Annotated in this window: 13 protein-coding genes; 7 read left to right on the top strand and 6 right to left on the bottom strand. The window is 61.7% G+C overall.

Annotated elements, in window-relative coordinates; all coding sequences use genetic code 11:
• Nucleotides 1-1,528: 1,528 nt before the first annotated feature.
• The 5 genes from G0P99_RS05565 to G0P99_RS05545 all read left to right on the top strand — a co-directional run bounded on the left by G0P99_RS05565 (nucleotide 1,529) and on the right by G0P99_RS05545 (nucleotide 7,400).
• On the top strand, nucleotides 1,529-3,328 hold the full coding sequence (locus G0P99_RS05565; protein ID WP_164128403.1) for an ABC transporter transmembrane domain-containing protein: 1,800 nt from the start codon (nucleotides 1,529-1,531) through the stop codon (nucleotides 3,326-3,328).
• Nucleotides 3,329-3,391: 63 nt separating this feature from the next.
• Complete coding sequence (gene lysM, locus G0P99_RS05560; RefSeq protein WP_164128402.1) at nucleotides 3,392-3,820, top strand: peptidoglycan-binding protein LysM; 429 nt, start codon at nucleotides 3,392-3,394, stop codon at nucleotides 3,818-3,820.
• Between the two features lie 225 nt (nucleotides 3,821-4,045).
• The gene (locus tag G0P99_RS05555) at nucleotides 4,046-5,935 is read left to right on the top strand and encodes an acyl-CoA synthetase (protein ID WP_164128401.1); all 1,890 of its coding nucleotides are present in this window, start codon (nucleotides 4,046-4,048) and stop codon (nucleotides 5,933-5,935) included.
• Between the two features lie 11 nt (nucleotides 5,936-5,946).
• The gene (locus G0P99_RS05550; RefSeq protein WP_164128400.1) at nucleotides 5,947-6,870 is read left to right on the top strand and encodes an alpha/beta hydrolase; all 924 of its coding nucleotides are present in this window, start codon (nucleotides 5,947-5,949) and stop codon (nucleotides 6,868-6,870) included.
• Nucleotides 6,871-7,016: 146 nt separating this feature from the next.
• Nucleotides 7,017-7,400 carry a RidA family protein gene (locus G0P99_RS05545; RefSeq protein WP_164128399.1) on the top strand — a complete coding sequence of 128 codons (384 nt, stop codon included), beginning with the start codon at nucleotides 7,017-7,019 and terminating at the stop codon, nucleotides 7,398-7,400.
• A gap of 72 nt (nucleotides 7,401-7,472) precedes the next feature.
• Here the strand turns inward: G0P99_RS05545 and G0P99_RS05540 are convergent, their stop codons facing one another.
• Entirely contained in the window at nucleotides 7,473-8,309 is an 837-nt protein-coding gene (locus G0P99_RS05540; RefSeq protein ID WP_164128398.1) for an alkaline phosphatase family protein, read from the bottom strand.
• 264 nt (nucleotides 8,310-8,573) lie between these two features.
• Here G0P99_RS05540 and G0P99_RS05535 point away from each other — a divergent pair, with 264 nt between their 5' ends.
• The gene (locus G0P99_RS05535; RefSeq protein WP_239059693.1) at nucleotides 8,574-9,809 is read left to right on the top strand and encodes a hypothetical protein; all 1,236 of its coding nucleotides are present in this window, start codon (nucleotides 8,574-8,576) and stop codon (nucleotides 9,807-9,809) included.
• A gap of 8 nt (nucleotides 9,810-9,817) precedes the next feature.
• Here the strand turns inward: G0P99_RS05535 and G0P99_RS05530 are convergent, their stop codons facing one another.
• Complete coding sequence (locus tag G0P99_RS05530) at nucleotides 9,818-10,504, bottom strand: helix-turn-helix domain-containing protein (RefSeq protein WP_164128396.1); 687 nt, start codon at nucleotides 10,502-10,504, stop codon at nucleotides 9,818-9,820.
• A gap of 161 nt (nucleotides 10,505-10,665) precedes the next feature.
• Between G0P99_RS05530 and G0P99_RS05525 the strand changes: the two genes are divergently transcribed.
• The gene (locus tag G0P99_RS05525) at nucleotides 10,666-10,893 is read left to right on the top strand and encodes a tautomerase family protein (protein WP_164128395.1); all 228 of its coding nucleotides are present in this window, start codon (nucleotides 10,666-10,668) and stop codon (nucleotides 10,891-10,893) included.
• Between the two features lie 68 nt (nucleotides 10,894-10,961).
• Here the strand turns inward: G0P99_RS05525 and G0P99_RS05520 are convergent, their stop codons facing one another.
• Genes G0P99_RS05520 through G0P99_RS05505 form a run of 4 tightly spaced genes read right to left on the bottom strand, consistent with a single transcriptional unit; the run spans nucleotide 10,962 to nucleotide 15,963 of the window.
• Nucleotides 10,962-12,599: an ABC transporter ATP-binding protein gene (locus G0P99_RS05520; protein WP_164128394.1), complete on the bottom strand. Its 1,638-nt coding sequence runs from the start codon at nucleotides 12,597-12,599 to the stop codon at nucleotides 10,962-10,964.
• Nucleotides 12,596-13,411 carry an ABC transporter permease gene (locus G0P99_RS05515; RefSeq protein ID WP_164128393.1) on the bottom strand — a complete coding sequence of 272 codons (816 nt, stop codon included), beginning with the start codon at nucleotides 13,409-13,411 and terminating at the stop codon, nucleotides 12,596-12,598. The genes G0P99_RS05520 and G0P99_RS05515 overlap by 4 nt, the downstream gene beginning before the upstream one ends.
• Nucleotides 13,408-14,364, bottom strand: coding sequence for an ABC transporter permease (locus G0P99_RS05510; protein ID WP_164128392.1), 957 nt, complete (start codon nucleotides 14,362-14,364; stop codon nucleotides 13,408-13,410). Before G0P99_RS05510 ends, G0P99_RS05515 begins: the two co-directional genes overlap by 4 nt.
• 15 nt (nucleotides 14,365-14,379) lie before the next feature.
• Nucleotides 14,380-15,963, bottom strand: coding sequence for an ABC transporter substrate-binding protein (locus G0P99_RS05505; RefSeq protein WP_164128391.1), 1,584 nt, complete (start codon nucleotides 15,961-15,963; stop codon nucleotides 14,380-14,382).
• Nucleotides 15,964-16,056 lie beyond the last annotated feature (93 nt).

Genomic DNA, 16,056 nt, shown 5'->3' with positions numbered 1-16,056 from the left:
CTTGTGCCGCTTGTTTGCCATTCTCTGTCCTCCGTTCCCTATACATAACGGTGGACCAATTCAGATGGGGCATTTCAACTTGATCGCGGCTACTGCCACTTTCGCCTTGAAGGCCGGGCTGTGGTTCCGGCGCGGTCGTCTTGTCATGCTCTTCTCCTCGCTCGCAGCATCATGCTGCTGTCGCGCGGAAAATCCACTTATACTGGCTGTTCAGTTTTTAGGAACCGTCTCGTGTTAACACTGGTTTAACCATGTTGGCCACAATCTACGATGGCCACGATTTCGTGACGACAGGAACGCACCGAATGGATATATGTCCCATCTACACCCCCCTGAAACTCTCTGAAGTTGTGGACGCATTTGCAATGCTTGGTTACAGCGCCGAGGACTGTCTTCGCTTGGGGTATCTGATCCCGTCAATCCACCTTCCAAGCCGTGGCAGTCAACCGATTAGCTACTACAACCTATATGATGTGCTCAGAGGGGGGTTATGTGCCGAGTTTGTGAAGCTCGGATACTATCGGGTCGAGCTCTTGGCGGATATCGTGAGCGATTGCCTCGCAATTTCTCTAACAGTTCATGACAGAGCGGTGTCCCCGACGGTATCTGTCCGGGTAGAAATGTTTGCCCGACTTCGGGAAGAGATTGAGAAACAAGAGGCACTGGAATGTTTTACGTTCGACTTGAGTTCACGACCACAGCTCTCGAGACTGGCCACCATAGCATTTCGCCTGTGGCAGGCCCTGACAAGATGGTTCTATGACTTCTTATGTGCTACCCAACACGCCCTCGGTGGTTGCCAGAGTTTCCGCCGAAGTGCTGATGTTGAAGCCCTCCATCAACTCGTCGGTCGGTCGGTTTCCTATGCCGTGAGAAGTCCAGCGTTACGTCGTTCGCATAGGCCCAGAGACCAAGCTCGTGCGAGATGAACTCGCTTCCGTTGTCGACATTGATGCCCGCCATTCATCCCCCACTCTATCCCCCACTCGTGGTGTGTCATGTTACACCTGTATGAGACAGCTTGATACAGCCCAAAGGTTACAAAATGTAACAGTCAAAGGGATTTGAGGCAGTCTGACACATGTTGCATTATGGATTTGGTTCCCGTCGCCCGCTCCAGAAATTTTTCTCCGTAACATTGCAGGTATCCGAGTTCGTTGCAGGTGCAGCACTTGGGGCAACGAACGCCACCCTGCCACGGAACGCGGCGACGGGTGGCGATCCTTTTGTCGAATGGTGGCGCTTGGTCCGGCGTCCGATGCGATCGTTTTCCGGTTGGATCCGCCGGTGGGCGCTGGTATTGGAAACCTGTACCGACCTGTACAAAACGGCCAATACCGGCCTCAGAACCCGTACAAAACGGTCAATTCGACGGTTGCGGCGGGCCCGGCGCCGTGGTCGGCAAACTTGCGTCAATTCGGCCTTTCGGACGTTGATTGCTTGACCCCGGGCCGGGACGAGGCCAAGAAGCTGAGCCTAGACCCGCCGATGCGGGGACATCAGACGCACAGGCAGGACGGCACACCGCATGGCACGATCAAACCCGGCACCCGGAGCGACCGAACAGCGCGCAACTTCAAAGAAGGTTGGTGTGCTGGCCGCGCTCTGGCCCTTCATCGCACCCTATAAGGCGCTGATGTTCGGCGCGTTGGCGGCGCTTGTCCTGACCGCCACGACATCGCTGGTCCTGCCGCTGGCCGTGCGTCGGGTGGTGGACAATTTCCGTATTGAAAACGGTGACATGCTGGATGTCTACTTCATGGCGGCGCTGGGGGTCGCGGCCGTCCTGGCGCTGGGCACCGGGCTTCGCTACACCCTTGTCACCCGGCTGGGCGAACGCGTGGTTGCCGATATCCGCAAGGCGGTGTTCGACCGCGTCATCGGCATGAGCCCGGAGTTCTTTGAGCGCATCATGACCGGCGAGGTGCTGAGCCGGATCACCACCGACACCACGCTGATCCAGTCGGTGCTCGGCTCGTCCGCGTCGATCGCCTTGCGCAACCTGCTGATGTTCATGGGCGGGCTTGTTCTGATGCTGCTCACCTCGGCCAAGTTGACGGCGATGGTGTTGCTGATCGTGCCACTTGTTCTGGTGCCGATCCTGGTGCTGGGCCGCCGCCTGCGCGCCATCAGCCGCGAGAACCAGGACTGGATTGCCGCCAGTTCCGGCAACGCGGGCGAGGCGCTGGGCGCGGTACAGACCGTGCAATCCTATACCAACGAAACCGCCAGTCGCGCGGCCTTTGCGCAGGTGACCGAAACCGCTTATGACGTCTCGCGCCGCCGCATCACCACGCGGGCGGTTCTGACGGTGATCGTCATCTTCCTCGTATTTTCGGGCATTGTGGGCGTATTGTGGATGGGGGCCAACGACGTGCGTGCGGGCCTCATGACCGAGGGCACTCTGATCCAGTTCGTGATCTATTCGGTGATCATGGCGGGCGCGGTGGCGGCGCTGTCCGAGATCTGGAGCGAACTGCAACGCGCCGCAGGCGCGACCGAGCGGTTGGTGGAATTGCTTAATACCGACGATACGGTGAACGATCCCGCGGCCCCGGCGACGCTGGTACTGCCGGTGCGGGGCGAAATCACCTTTGAAAATGTGAGCTTCCGCTATCCGGCGCGGCCCGATCAGGTGGCGCTTGACGGCATGAGCCTGACCGTGCAGCCGGGCGAGACGGTGGCCTTTGTCGGCCCCTCGGGCGCAGGCAAGACCACGGTGATCCAGCTGATCCAGCGGTTCTATGACCCGCAATCGGGCCGGGTGCTGCTGGACGGGCAGGACCTGACCACGCTGGCACGCGCTGATTTCCGTCGCCACATGGCGCTGGTGCCGCAGGACCCGGTGATCTTTGCTGCTTCGGCGCGGGAAAACATCCGCTTTGGCCGCCCCTCGGCCTCTGACGCCGAGGTCGAGGACGCCGCCCGCGCCGCCGCCGCGCATGAGTTCATCGCGGCCCTGCCCGAAGGCTATGACAGCTTTGTGGGCGAACGCGGGGTGATGCTGTCGGGCGGCCAGAAACAACGTATCGCCATCGCTCGCGCCATCCTGCGCGACGCGCCGGTGCTGCTCTTGGACGAGGCGACCTCAGCGCTCGACGCCGAAAGCGAGCGCGCGGTGCAACAGGCGGTCGAACGGCTGAGCGCCGACCGCACCACGCTGATCGTGGCGCATCGCCTCGCGACGGTGAAAAAGGCCGACCGCATCGTGGTGCTCGAGGCGGGTCGCATCGTCGCGCAGGGCACGCATGACGAGCTGGTGGCAGGCGGCGGGCTTTATGCCCGGTTGGCGCGGCTTCAGTTCACCGATGGGCTTGCGGCTGAATAATTCCCCTTATCCTGGCCGTACCCTCCCTCCATCTTCGGCGGTGAAAAACCAAAGGAGACAGAGATGGGCTTGTGGAGCTTTGTAAAAGACAGCGGCAAGAAACTCTTTGGCGGCGGTGACGAAGACCCGCAGGTCGAGGCGCTGCAAAAGGAGATCGCGGATCTGGGCCTGGATGCCAGCGGCGTCGAAATCTCGGTCGAGGGCGATACCGTGAAACTGGCAGGCGCAGCCGCCAGCGACGAGTTGAAGGAAAAGATCATCCTGGCCGTCGGCAATGTCGAGGGGGTCGGCGCCGTCGATGACCAGACCACCGGGGGCGGTTCCGAACCGGTGTTCCACACCGTGGCCAAGGGCGACACACTTTGGGCGATAGCCGAAAAGACCCTGGGCAAGGGCGCCCGCTATAACGAGATTTTCGAGGCCAACCGCCCGATGCTCAGCCATCCTGACAAGATCTATCCCGGCCAAATGCTGCGTATTCCGCAAGCCTGAAATCCCTCATCGGGCACGGGGAAGGGGCGGCCCGTCGGGCCGCCCCATTTTTTCTCAGGCTTGAGAGCCAGGGTCGCAACGTCATCTTTGATCCGCCGTTGCGTCATTGGCGCTTTATCTGGTGCATCCGGGTAAGCGCCAGCTTGCGCCGGGATGCGTTTCTTCGCATCTTGGTCACAAAGGATGGAATGGCCCGGGAAACGGGCCTTTTGGGGAGGATCGCATATGCCGTTTGCCGGGCTCGAAGACCGCGCGCGTGTTGAAAACGAAATGCCGTGGGAGGACCGGGATGTTCCGGTGACCCTGCACCAGCTTCTGTCGCGGACAGCCGGAAAATTCCCGAACCGGAGTGCGATAAGCTATCAGCTGTTGTCCGGCCCGACCGACAAGGCCGAGACGCTGACCTGGTCGGATCTTCTGGCCAAGACCAACCAGGCGGCCAACCTGTTCCGCAAGCTGGGTGTCGGGGAAAAGGATGTCGTGGCCTATGTCCTGCCCAACACCAACGAGACGCTGATCACCCTGCTGGGCGGCGCGGTCGCGGGTATTGCGAACCCGATCAACCCGCTGTTGGAGCCCGAGCAGATCGCCGCGATCCTGCGCGAGACCAATGCCAAGGTGGTCGTCACGCTCAGACCCTTTCCCAAGACCGATATCGCGCAAAAGGTGGCCGAGGCGGTGCGCCACGCACCGCAAGTGACAACCGTGCTCGAGGTCGATCTGAACCGTTATCTGACGCCGCCGAAATCCTGGATCGTGCCGCTGGTACGCCCCAAGATGGCGGATAAAGAGCACCTGGCCCATGCCGATTATCTGAACTTCAACAAGGAGTTGAAGAAGCAGCCGACCGAGTTGCAGTTTGCGGACGCAACCCATGATCGCGTGGCCTGCTACTTCCACACCGGCGGCACCACCGGCATGCCCAAGGTAGCGCAGCACAAGTATTCTGGCCTGATCTACAATGGCTGGCTGGGCCACACGCTGCTCTTCACCGAAGAGGACACCATCATGTGTCCGCTGCCGCTGTTCCATGTGTTCGCCTGTCACGTCATCATGATGGCGGCGATCTCGTCGGGCGCGCATGTGGTGTTCCCGACCCCGGCAGGTTATCGCGGCGATGGCGTGTTCGACAATTTCTGGAAACTGATCGAACGCTGGAAAGTCACCTTTATCATCACCGTGCCCACCGCGATCTCGGCCAAGATGCAGCGCCCGGTCGACGCCGACATCTCGACCGTCAAGACCGCGTTTTCCGGCTCGGCGCCGCTGCCGGTGGAATTGTTCCGCCGGTTCGAGGAAGCGACCGGCGTCACCATCGTCGAAGGTTACGGCTTGACCGAGGCGACCTGTCTGGTGTCCTGCAACCCGGTCGACGGAGAAAAGAAGATCGGTTCGATCGGCATCCCGTTCCCCTATACGGACGTCAGGATCATCAAAGGAACGTCCGACGGACCCCAGGAATGCGCGGTGGACGAGATCGGCGAGATCTGCATCTCGAACCCTGGCGTCTATGCCGGTCATACCTATACCGAAGAGGACAAGAACAAGGACCTCTTCTACTACGGCACCCATCTGCGCACCGGCGATCTGGGCAGGTTCGATGCGGATGGCTATCTCTGGATCACCGGCCGGGCCAAGGACCTGATCATTCGCGGCGGCCACAATATCGACCCCGCCGAGATCGAAGAGGCGCTCTTGGGTCATCCGGCGGTGGCCTTTGCCGGAGCCATCGGCCAGCCCGATGCCCATGCGGGCGAGGTGCCCTGCGCCTTTGTCGAGCTGGTGGGCGGTGCCACCGCGACCGAGGCCGAGTTGCTGGAATACTGCAAGGTGCATGTCCACGAGCGCGCCGCGCATCCCAAGCATATGACCATCCTGCCGGAACTGCCCAAGACGGCGGTGGGCAAGGTGTTCAAGCCCGACCTGCGCAAGAATGCCATCACCCGGGTCTATAACGGAGCCCTGGCCGACGCAGGGGTCGCGGCCCGCGTGGTGTCTGTCATCGACGACAAGAAGCGCGGCCTTGTTGCGCAGCTTGACGCCAAGGGAAGCTCGGAACAGGATGTGGCAAAGGTCCTGGGCGCCTATACGCGACCCTGGGAATGGGCAGCCTGAACGGGGAACACATGGACTATAGCCGGCTGATCGACGCGGAAACCTGGGCGTTCATCCGGCGAACCGCCGAAAGCTATCCCGACGATGCCGTCACGCTGGACATCGAAGGGCAGAGGCGGGTCTATGACAGCATGTGCCGCGCCTTTTACCGGGGGCGGCCGGAGCGGATCAAAACCGAGGACCGGGACGCAAACGGCGTGCCGGTCCGCGTCTATTGGGCGGGGCATCCCACGCGCACCGTTGTCTATGCCCATGGCGGCGGGTTCATCCTGGGCGGTCTCGACAGCCATGATGATGTCTGCGCCGAGATCTGCGCCCAGACAGGATATCGCGTGGTTGCTGTCGATTACCGGCTTTGCCCCGAGCATTGCCACCCGGTCCAGTTCAACGATTGCCGGACAGCGGTGGAATGGGCCGAGGCCGAGTTTCACGACCCCATCGTGCTGGCCGGGGACAGTGCTGGCGGCAATCTGGTGGCGGCGGTCGCGCATGCGGTGCGCGGCCGGTCGAAATCCATCCTGGGGCAGGTGCTGATCTATCCGGTCCTGGCCGCCAGTGGCGAGGCGCCGTCTTACGCTGAACATGCCGAGGCGCCGATGCTGACCGCCGCAGACGTGGAATTCTATCAGGACATCCGCTTCGATGGTCCCCGTCCGGCGGGCGATCCGACCTGGGCGCCCCTGTCCGACAACGATTTTGCGAACCTGCCGCCTACCGTGGTCATCACCGCCGATTGCGATCCGCTGCGCGATGACGGGCGGATGTATTGCGAGGCGATCACATCCGCCGGTGGCCGCGCGGCCTGGATCAACGAAGAAGGGCTGATCCACGGTTACCTGCGTGCCCGCGGCTCGGTCACGCGCGCGCAGGACAGTTTCGAACGGATCACCGTCGCCATCGAGGCGCTGGGGCAGGGGCTCTGGCCCTACGACTAGGACGGACAGGACGGCCCCGGCTGTTTCCCGAAGTCACTACGCTTTTTGCCATCACTGCCGCATACGTGCTCTGGGCGCTTGGCCCGTCCTGCCCGCCTTTGGACTGCGAACCGATACCGTAAGACTATCCACACAAGGAGGATCAAATGACTCGTGAATACATTGTCGATGTCGCCGGGGTACCTGAATCTCCCTCGCCGATCAGCAATGCGGTTGTCGTCGGAAACACGTGCTGGATCAGCGGTCAGCTTTCGGTTGGCCCCGGGGGTTACATTCCCGGAACCGCGCGTGAGGAAGCAGAGATCGCATTTGGTCACGTCTTCCGTATCGCAGAAGCCGCAGGGTTTTCCCCATCGGACATCGTATATGTCGATCTGGCGTTTGCCGATCTTGATGATCTTCCGCAGGTGAACGCCCTTTACGCGACGCTGTTTGCCCCTGGCCATCGGCCAGCGCGGACAGTCTATCAGGCGGCCCGTCTGCCCTTTGGCGGCAAGGTCAAGGTGCAGGCCATCGCCGCGAGGGAATAGTGCGGCAGGGGTCCAGGCCGCCTGTTTGTCGGCGCGGGTGACCGGGTTCTGTGCCCGGCCACAGGCAGCGGATCATTTCAGAAAGCTTGCGGCTTTCATCGTTTCTGCAATCGGCGCACCCAAACGACCGAGGATAGTGGGCGCCAGTTGCAACTGGTCGATCACGGTTTCTGCGTCGGGCCCCTCGGCATCGCCAAAGTAGTAAAGCGCGGTTTCCTGCTGCAAGGGGCCGCGCCCGCCGTGATGGCCGCGCTCGTCCTGGCCGTGATCGGCAGTGACGATCACCTCATAGCCCAGCTGCCGCCAGCGCGGAATGAAGGGCGCCAGCATCTCGTCCATCACGAAACAGGCGTGGTCCATTTCGTCGCATTCGTGGTAAAACCGGTGCCCCATGCTGTCCAGCGTGCAGGTGTGCAGGATGCCATAGTTCAGCCCGAACCGCAGGCAAAGGTTGGTCAGCGTCGCGAACAGGTCCACGTCCGAGGGCGTCATCTGATTGTCATGCCCGTATCCGGTCATGGTGTGGAACCGGCCATGGTTGATGGTCTGGCTTTCGGGTTCGTCATACTCGATGTCGCGCACGTAATCGAACGGGTGGCGGTTAAAGAACTGCGACCAGAAACTGTGCGTGACCGCTCCGGTCACGCCGCCGCCCGCGCGCACCTGGCTGAAGACGTCCTTGTGCGACAGGCGGAACACGTTGCCGTTGCCGGTGCAGCCATGCTCTTGCGGGCTCACGCCGGTATGGATCGAGGCATAGCAACTGGCTGAGGTCGAGGGCAGCACCGCGCGGTGTTTCCAGACCCGCGCCTCGCCACTGTCCACCCAGCCTTCGAGATTGCCGAACAACCGGCGGAAGTTCCGATAGGGGACGCCGTCGAGAATGATGAGGAGGAGCTTGCGGTTCATGCTGGGGTCCCTGCGTTGGTCGTCTGCGTTCGATTCGAGCCTGACCGGCTCTGCCTGGCAAGTCATGCCCGTTTGCGTCGAAAAGGAAACCCGGAACGTCAGAAATGTTCAGTCATTGTTCCAGCTGACATGCGCAAAACCACCCAAGTTCAATAGGTTGTTTTCTGTAGGTGATCTCACGATTTCGTGATAATCGACGCTTGGGGGCGTGCGTGGCGTGTTTCACGGCACGAGGATATGGAGTTAGCTTTGAAGAGTTTTTGTTTGTCGTCTCTGGCGGCCGCCGTGCTTGCCATCGGACTAGTATCGCCAGCCACAGCACAAGATCGCCCGGGGGCCTATCAGTTGATCCCCAATGCGGTTGCGACCGATGTCACCTACTCTTCGGCGATGATCGACCGACAGGACAACGTGACCAACAAGGTCGCGCTGGCCCTGCGGGCAAGGCAGAATGACATCCTGTTGCAGAACCGGCTCTATCTTGGCGGGCGGGCTTTTGGCTCTGTGATCCACGAGAACACCAATACTGCGGGCAAGTACCCGATCCTGTCCCGGCTGCCGCCCACCCACAAGCCCGGCACGTCCGATACCTATGGCGTGGTCAACGAGATCACGCTGAACGCGACACTCACCCTGCCGATGGTGACCGCCTTTGTGCAGGGAGAATATACCGAGGTCGAATATCCCGGTCAGGACGATATCCAGCTGCGCAAGTACTGGATTGCCATCGGAGACCTGAACGTCTCTCCCTTCTACCTGGCCTTCGGGCGCAAGACGGTAAATTTCGGTAACTTCGCGACCTATGCACCGTTCACCCACAGTCACTCGAACCACTACTTCTGGGCCCAGACCAAGGACCCTCTGATCGAACTGGGCTATGTCAGTGACCGCACCTTGGCCAGTTTCAGCCTGATCCCCGGCCATCGGGGCCTGCGGGTGGTCAATACTCCGGACAATGACGGCGATTACGAAAACTACGCGATCAACGTGTCGCACCGGCTGGATATCGGCAATGACCTGGATCTGACGCTGGGCGGCGGGTTCCTGCGTGGCACGATCTATGACAGCACCATCGCGCACCATCCGCCGACCGCCGGGATCAACCGGGTCTGGAACAGCGCCTATGACCTGAACGCCACGCTGAGCGGGCAAAACTTCGACGTGATGGCGGAATTTACCGAGACGACCAACACCTGGCCCGCAACGGGCCATTCGGTACGTGCGATGACGGTGCAGGGGCGCTACCGCTCCATGCTGCTGGGCAAGCCGACCACCTATTCGCTGAGCGCCAGCCGCGGCGTGCAGGGGGCCGATGGCACCCGCTGGGAGAAGATGGACCAGGTCATTCTGGGGGTCGAGATGCAGATGAACCCGCATTTCCGACTGGGGGCCGAGTATATGTTCAACGACGGGTTCGTGCCGCTCATCATGCCCACGGTCGTGGCCGATGACGGGGTGCGCTCGCACACGGTGATCGTGGGCGCCAAGTTGGATTTCTGACCCGGCGGTCAGGCGGTCTGCGCCTCGCGCGGGCTCTCGGCGAAGATGCTGGGGCGCAGCCACTGCGTGACATTGCGGGTCAGCGCCGGGTCGCCCTGCATATCCATGTCGCCCGCGCGCATGGCCTCGCGATAGGTGCGGTCACCCATCCAGACATCCGCCATTGTGCGCACGGTGCAGTTGAAGAACACATCGACATCCATGCCTGGATCCTTGAGACAGACCTCCGTCCGATCGCCACGCACCACCAGCCACCAGTCCTGCTGTTCCACCAGATCGGCAAACCGGAACTTCAGCACCGCCACCTGACCCGGCAGCTTGGACGGGTCGATGCTGCGTTCCAGGTAGAACAGCAAGAATTCGGCATCGAAATCCTGGTCCAGGATCGTGTGCTTGGCCCAGCAGATGCCCCATTCGCCCAGGTTGAACAGGACCGGCATCAGTGCTTCGCAAGCCGGGGTCGGATGGTACTCGTACCCCTTTTGCCCCGGAATACGGCGACGTGTGATCATGGCCTGCTCTTCCAGCGACTTCAGCCGTGCCGTCAGCAGCGAGGGCGAGATATCGCCCAATCCCCGCTGCAACTCGTTGAACCGGCGCGCGCCCATCAGCAATTCGCGGATGATCAGGATGGTCCAGCGCTCGCCGAGAATTTCGGTTGCCTTGGCGATGGGACAGAACTGGCCGTATTGCATGACGGTAACCCCGGTTTCTTGTTCAGTGCAGTTTCTGTAGTGCGTTCCTTCTGAATCTGTAGTGCTTTGCTACAGGTCCTGAACTATAGCGCGGAATGCATCTTTCGTAACGTCCTCATATCGACCGGGCGAACCGGTCAGGCACAGAGGAGGAAAACCAGATGCCGCTCGTAACCGTTGACGTGATCAAGAACGTGTTCACCCCCGAACAGAAGGCGGACATGGTGCGCCGCGTGACCGAGGCGATGATCGCCGTCGAAGGCGAGAACATGCGCCCCTACACATGGGTCCGGGTTGTCGAGGTGGAAGAGGGCGATTGGGCCATCGGTGGCCAGCCGCTGACCGCCGCCGCCGTTCAGGCCATCGCACAGGGACAGACGGCGGCCTAGGCGGGCCGCAACACGAAAAAGGCCGGGACCCGCCAAGGTTCCCGGCCTTTTTGCGTTTTCCAGCGCGATCAGTTGCCGGCGCTTTCCATCTTGCGGTGGGCCACCACCTCTTCCAGCCAACCCAGCCGCATCTCGGGAACCGAGCTGAGCAAAAGGTCGGTATAGTCGTCGAACGGCGGGCTCAGCACCTGGCTTTTCGAGCCATAGCGTACCACCCGGCCCTGATACATCACCGCGATCGAGTCGCTGATCGCCTTGACCGTCGCCAGATCATGGGTGATGAACAGGTAAGCCACGTTCTCGATCTTTTGCAGGTCCAGCAGCAGTTTCAGGATACCGTCCGCCACAAGGGGATCCAGCGCGCTGGTGACCTCGTCGCAGATGATCATCCTTGGCTTGGCCGCCAGCGACCTTGCGATGCACACTCGCTGTTTCTGGCCGCCCGACAGTTCCGCCGGATAACGGTCGATGAACTTCTCGCCCATCTCGATCTCGTCCAGCAATTCGATGATGCGCTTGCGTTTTTCCGCGCCACGCATGCCGAAATAGAACTCCAGCGGCCGCCCGATGATGGTGCCCACGGTCTGGCGCGGGTTCATCGCCACATCCGCCATCTGGTAGATCATCTGCAATTCGCGCAGATCCTCGCGCGAACGCCCGGCCAGATCGCGGCTGAGTGTCCGACCGGCAAAGGTGATCTCGCCCTCGCGCGGCGGCAACAGGCCGGTGATCACGCGCGCCAGCGTCGACTTGCCCGAGCCGCTCTCCCCCACCACGGCCAGGGTCTGGCCCGGATGCAGGTCGACGGTGACGTCATGCAGCACGTCAAAGGCCAGCCCCTTGTACCGGGCCGAGATGCCCTTGACCGACAGCACCGGCTCGGGCGTGGGCTGTTTCTCCTCATGCTCGATCGAGCGGACCGACACCAGCGCCTGAGTATACTCTTCCTGCGGGCGGTTGATGATCTGGTCGGTCTCACCATATTCGACCATGTCGCCCATCCGCAGCACCATGATGTCGTCGCTCACCTGCGCCACCACCGCTAGGTCGTGGGTGATGTAGAGCGCGCCAACGCCGGTGTCCCGGATCGCGTCCTTGATCGCCATCAGCACGTCGATCTGGGTGGTGACGTCCAGCGCCGTGGTGGGTTCGTCGAACACCACCAGATCGGGCTCGGGGCACAGCGCCAGCGCCGTCATGCACCGCTGCAACTGCCCGCCCGAGACCTGGTGGGGATAGCGCTCGCCGATATTGTCCGGATCGGGCAGGCCCAGCTTGGCAAACAGGGCGCGTGCCCGTGCCTCGGCCTCTTTCTTGGTGAACTTCTTCTGTTCCACTGCCGCCTCGATCACCTGTTCCATGATCTTGCGGGCAGGGTTGAACGATGCTGCCGCCGACTGGCTGACATAGGTGACCTCGCCGCCGCGCAAGCCGCGGATATCCTTGAGCGAGGTCTTGAGGATGTCGCGCCCGTTGACCCAGACCTCGCCGCCGGTGATCTTGACCCCGCCGCGACCATAGGCCATCGAGGCCAGCCCGATGGTCGATTTGCCGGCCCCGGATTCACCGATCAGCCCCAGCACCTTGCCGCGCTCGAGGTCGAAATCGACCCCGTGCACGATTTCGATATCATGGGGCTTTTCGCCCGGCGGATAGACGGTGGCGCCGATCTTGAGGCCACGGACCTTGAGAAGCGGTTCGCTCATCCCCGGCCTCCTTTCAGCGATGTGGTGCGGTTCAGCACCCAGTCGGCCACCAGGTTGACCGAGATGGCCAGGGTGGCGATGGCCACGGCCGGATAAAGCGCCGCGCCGATGCCATAAACGATGCCATCCTTGTTCTCTTTCACGATGCCGCCCCAATCGGCCAGCGGCGGTTGCACGCCCAGGCCCAGGAACGACAGGGTCGAGATGAACAGCACCATGAAGATGAAGCGCAGGCCCAGCTCGGCCACCAGCGGTGACAGGGCGTTAGGCAGGATCTCGCGAAAGATCACCCAGACACGGCCTTCGCCGCGCAGCTTGGCGGCCTCGACATAATCCATCACGTTGATGTCGACTGCCACGGCGCGGGCCAGGCGATAGACGCGGGTGGCGTCGAGAAAGCCCATCACCAGGATCAGCACGGGAATGGTCACAGGCACCATGGCCAGCACCACCAGGGCGGTGATCAGCGAGGGGATCGACATGATCAGATCGACCGTGCGCGACATAAACTGATCGGCCCAGCCGCCCAGCACGGCGGCCAGAAAGCCCAGGATCGACCCGGTGGTAAAGCTGAGGATGGTGGCCATGGTGGCGACAAAGATGGTGGTGCGCCCGCCATAGATCATCCGGCTCAGCAGGTCGCGGCCGATATTGTCGGTGCCCAGCAGATACTCGCTGCTCGACGGCTCCCACACATCGCCCACCACCTCGGCCATGCCATAGGGGGCCAGAAGCGGGGCAAAGATCGCCCCGATGAAATACATTGCCGTCAGGAAAAGGCCGATGGCGGCGGAAATTGGAATGTTCTTCATTTCGGATGCCTCAGTCTGGGATTGGCCAGAATGGCAACGATATCGGCGACCATGTTCAGGCCGATATAGATCGCGGCAAAGATGACCCCGCAGGCCAGCACAACCGGCACGTCACGCTTGGTCACGTGATCGACCAGATACTGCCCCATGCCGGGATAGACGAACACCACCTCGACCACCACGACGCCCACCACCAGATAGGCGAGGTTCAGCATCACCACGTTGACGATCGGCGCGATCGCGTTGGGAAAGGCGTGGCGATAAATGATCTTGAAGTTGGTCAACCCCTTCAACTCGGCAGTTTCGATATAGGCCGATTGCATCACGTTCAGGATCGCGGCGCGGGTCATCCGCATCATATGCGCCAGCACCACCATGGTCAGCACGATCACCGGCAGGGCGATGGCGTTCAGCTTCTGCCCCAGGCTCATGCTGTCATTGATCATCGCCAGCGGCGAGAACATGCCCAGCTTCACAGCGACGAAATAGACCAGAACGTAGCCGATCAGGAATTCGGGGATGGAAATGGTGGTCAGCGTCACCGCCGAGATCACCTTGTCGGGCCAGCGGTTGCGATAGCGCACAGCGAGTAGACCCAGGAAAATCGCCAGCGGCACCGACACGATGGCGGCCCAGAAGGCGAGGAAAAGCGTGTTGCCCAGACGGCCGCCGACCGATTCAGCGATGTCGAGCTTGTTGGTCAGCGATTTGCCCAGATCGCCTTGCAGAATGCCGCCCAGCCATTCGAAGTAGCGCGTCAGCGCAGGACGGTCGAGGCCCATTTCCTCGCGCAGGTTCGCCAGGGACTCGGGGGTTGCGGATTGACCCAGGACGGCTTGCGCGGCGTCTCCGGGAAGCGCTTCGGTCAGGCCGAAAATCAGGGCCGAAGCGCCAAAGAGGAGCATGAGTCCCAGCGCAAGGCGCTGGGACACAAGTTTCACGATCGGGTGCATGCTGCCGGACCCGGATCAGGCAAACCACATTTTGCGGGTGATCTGACCGCTCATCAATTCGCCGTTGGGATCGGTTTCCCAGCCGGCCAGCGTATTGCTGGTGGCATCGACGAAATCGTTGAACATCGGGCAGATCAGGCCACCGGTGTCGCGCAGCAACATTCCCATCTTGGAATAGATCTCCTTGCGCTTGGCCGGATCCAGTTCGGCGCGTGCCTGCAGCAGCATCGCGTCGAAATCGGCGTTCTTGAACTTGGTGTCGTTCCAGTCGGCCGTTGACAGGTACGCGGTCGAGTACATCTGGTCCTGCACCGGACGCCCGCCCCAATACGAGGCGCAGAACGGTTGCACGTTCCAGACTTCGGACCAGTAGCCGTCGCCGGGCTCGCGCTTGATCTCCAGCGGGATGCCGGCGGCTGCTGCGGTCTGCTGGAACAGCGCGGCTGCGTCGACGGCACCGGGGAAGGCCACATCGGACACGCGCAGCTCGATGGGCGAGCCATCGTGACCGGATGCCTTGTAGTATTCCGCCGCCTTGGCCGCGTCATAGGTCCGCTGCGGGATCGCACTGTCGAACAGCGGGTAGGCCGCGTTGATCGGCATGTCATTGCCCACCGAGCCATAGCCGCGCAGGATCTTCTCGACCAGTTCCTCGCGGTTGATCGCATGCTTCAGCGCCATGCGCAGGTCGTTGTTGTCGAACGGCGCCTTGTCCACATGCATGATGAACACATAGTGGCCGCGGCCCGGGGTCGAATGCACGGTCAGGTTCGGTGCGCGGCTCAAGAGGCCCGCGACCTTGGGCTCGACGCGGTTGATGATGTGTACCTGGCCCGACTGAAGTGCTGCGGTCCGTGCGGTGGCATCGTTGATGACAAGGATCTCGACACCGTCGAAATAGGCGTCATCTGCCCAGTAGTTGGCAAATTTCGAATAGACATGGCGCACGCCCGGCTCGTTCACGTCCATCTTGTAGGGGCCGGTGCCGATGCCCGCGCCCGGATCGTCCATGCCGCCATCGGGCTGGATGATCAGGTGATAGTCGGCCATCAGATAGGGAAGGTCGGCGTTGGCGTCGCCCAGGGTAACGTGGAAGTAGTCGCCGTCGACCTTCATCGACTCGATGCCCTTCATGATGCCAAGAGCACCGGACTTCGAATCCTCATTCGAATGGCGCTGCATCGTCTTCAGTACGTCCTCGGCGGTCATCGTCTTGCCGTTGTGGAATTCGACGCCCTGGCGGATCTTGAAGGTCCAGGTCTTGGCGTCGGCGCTGGCCTCGACGCTTTCGGCCAGGCGGTTCTCGATCGTACCGTCGGCGGCCACCTGCACCAGCGTGTCGCCGAACTGGTTGCCGTTGTGATAGGGGACCTGGCTGGCATAGGTTGCCGGATCGAGCGAGTTGGTCGATTCACCGCCGACCGAGCCAAGCTTGACCACGCCGCCGCGCTTGGGTTCCGAGGCCCGAGCCGCCTGTGCAAAGATCGAGCTGGCCACGGCGGCCGACACGCCCAATGCGGCGGCCTTGCCCATGAATTCGCGGCGGGTCATCTGGCCTGCGGTCACGCGGCCGGCCATGAAATCTAGTTGTTCCTTCATCGAAGTCTCCCGGTTGAGTGGTTGGGCGCTTTGCGCGCCGTTTTTGTTGACTGGTGAATCAACGTTTGCGTATTTCGTCGGACTGGGCAAGCG

It is taken from the genome of Ruegeria sp. PrR005, from assembly GCF_010500245.1.
Classification (GTDB): Bacteria; Pseudomonadota; Alphaproteobacteria; order Rhodobacterales; family Rhodobacteraceae; genus Ruegeria_B; species Ruegeria_B marisflavi.
Note: the sequence above shows the minus strand (reverse complement) of the source record. Positions and strands in the feature narration are given on the sequence as shown.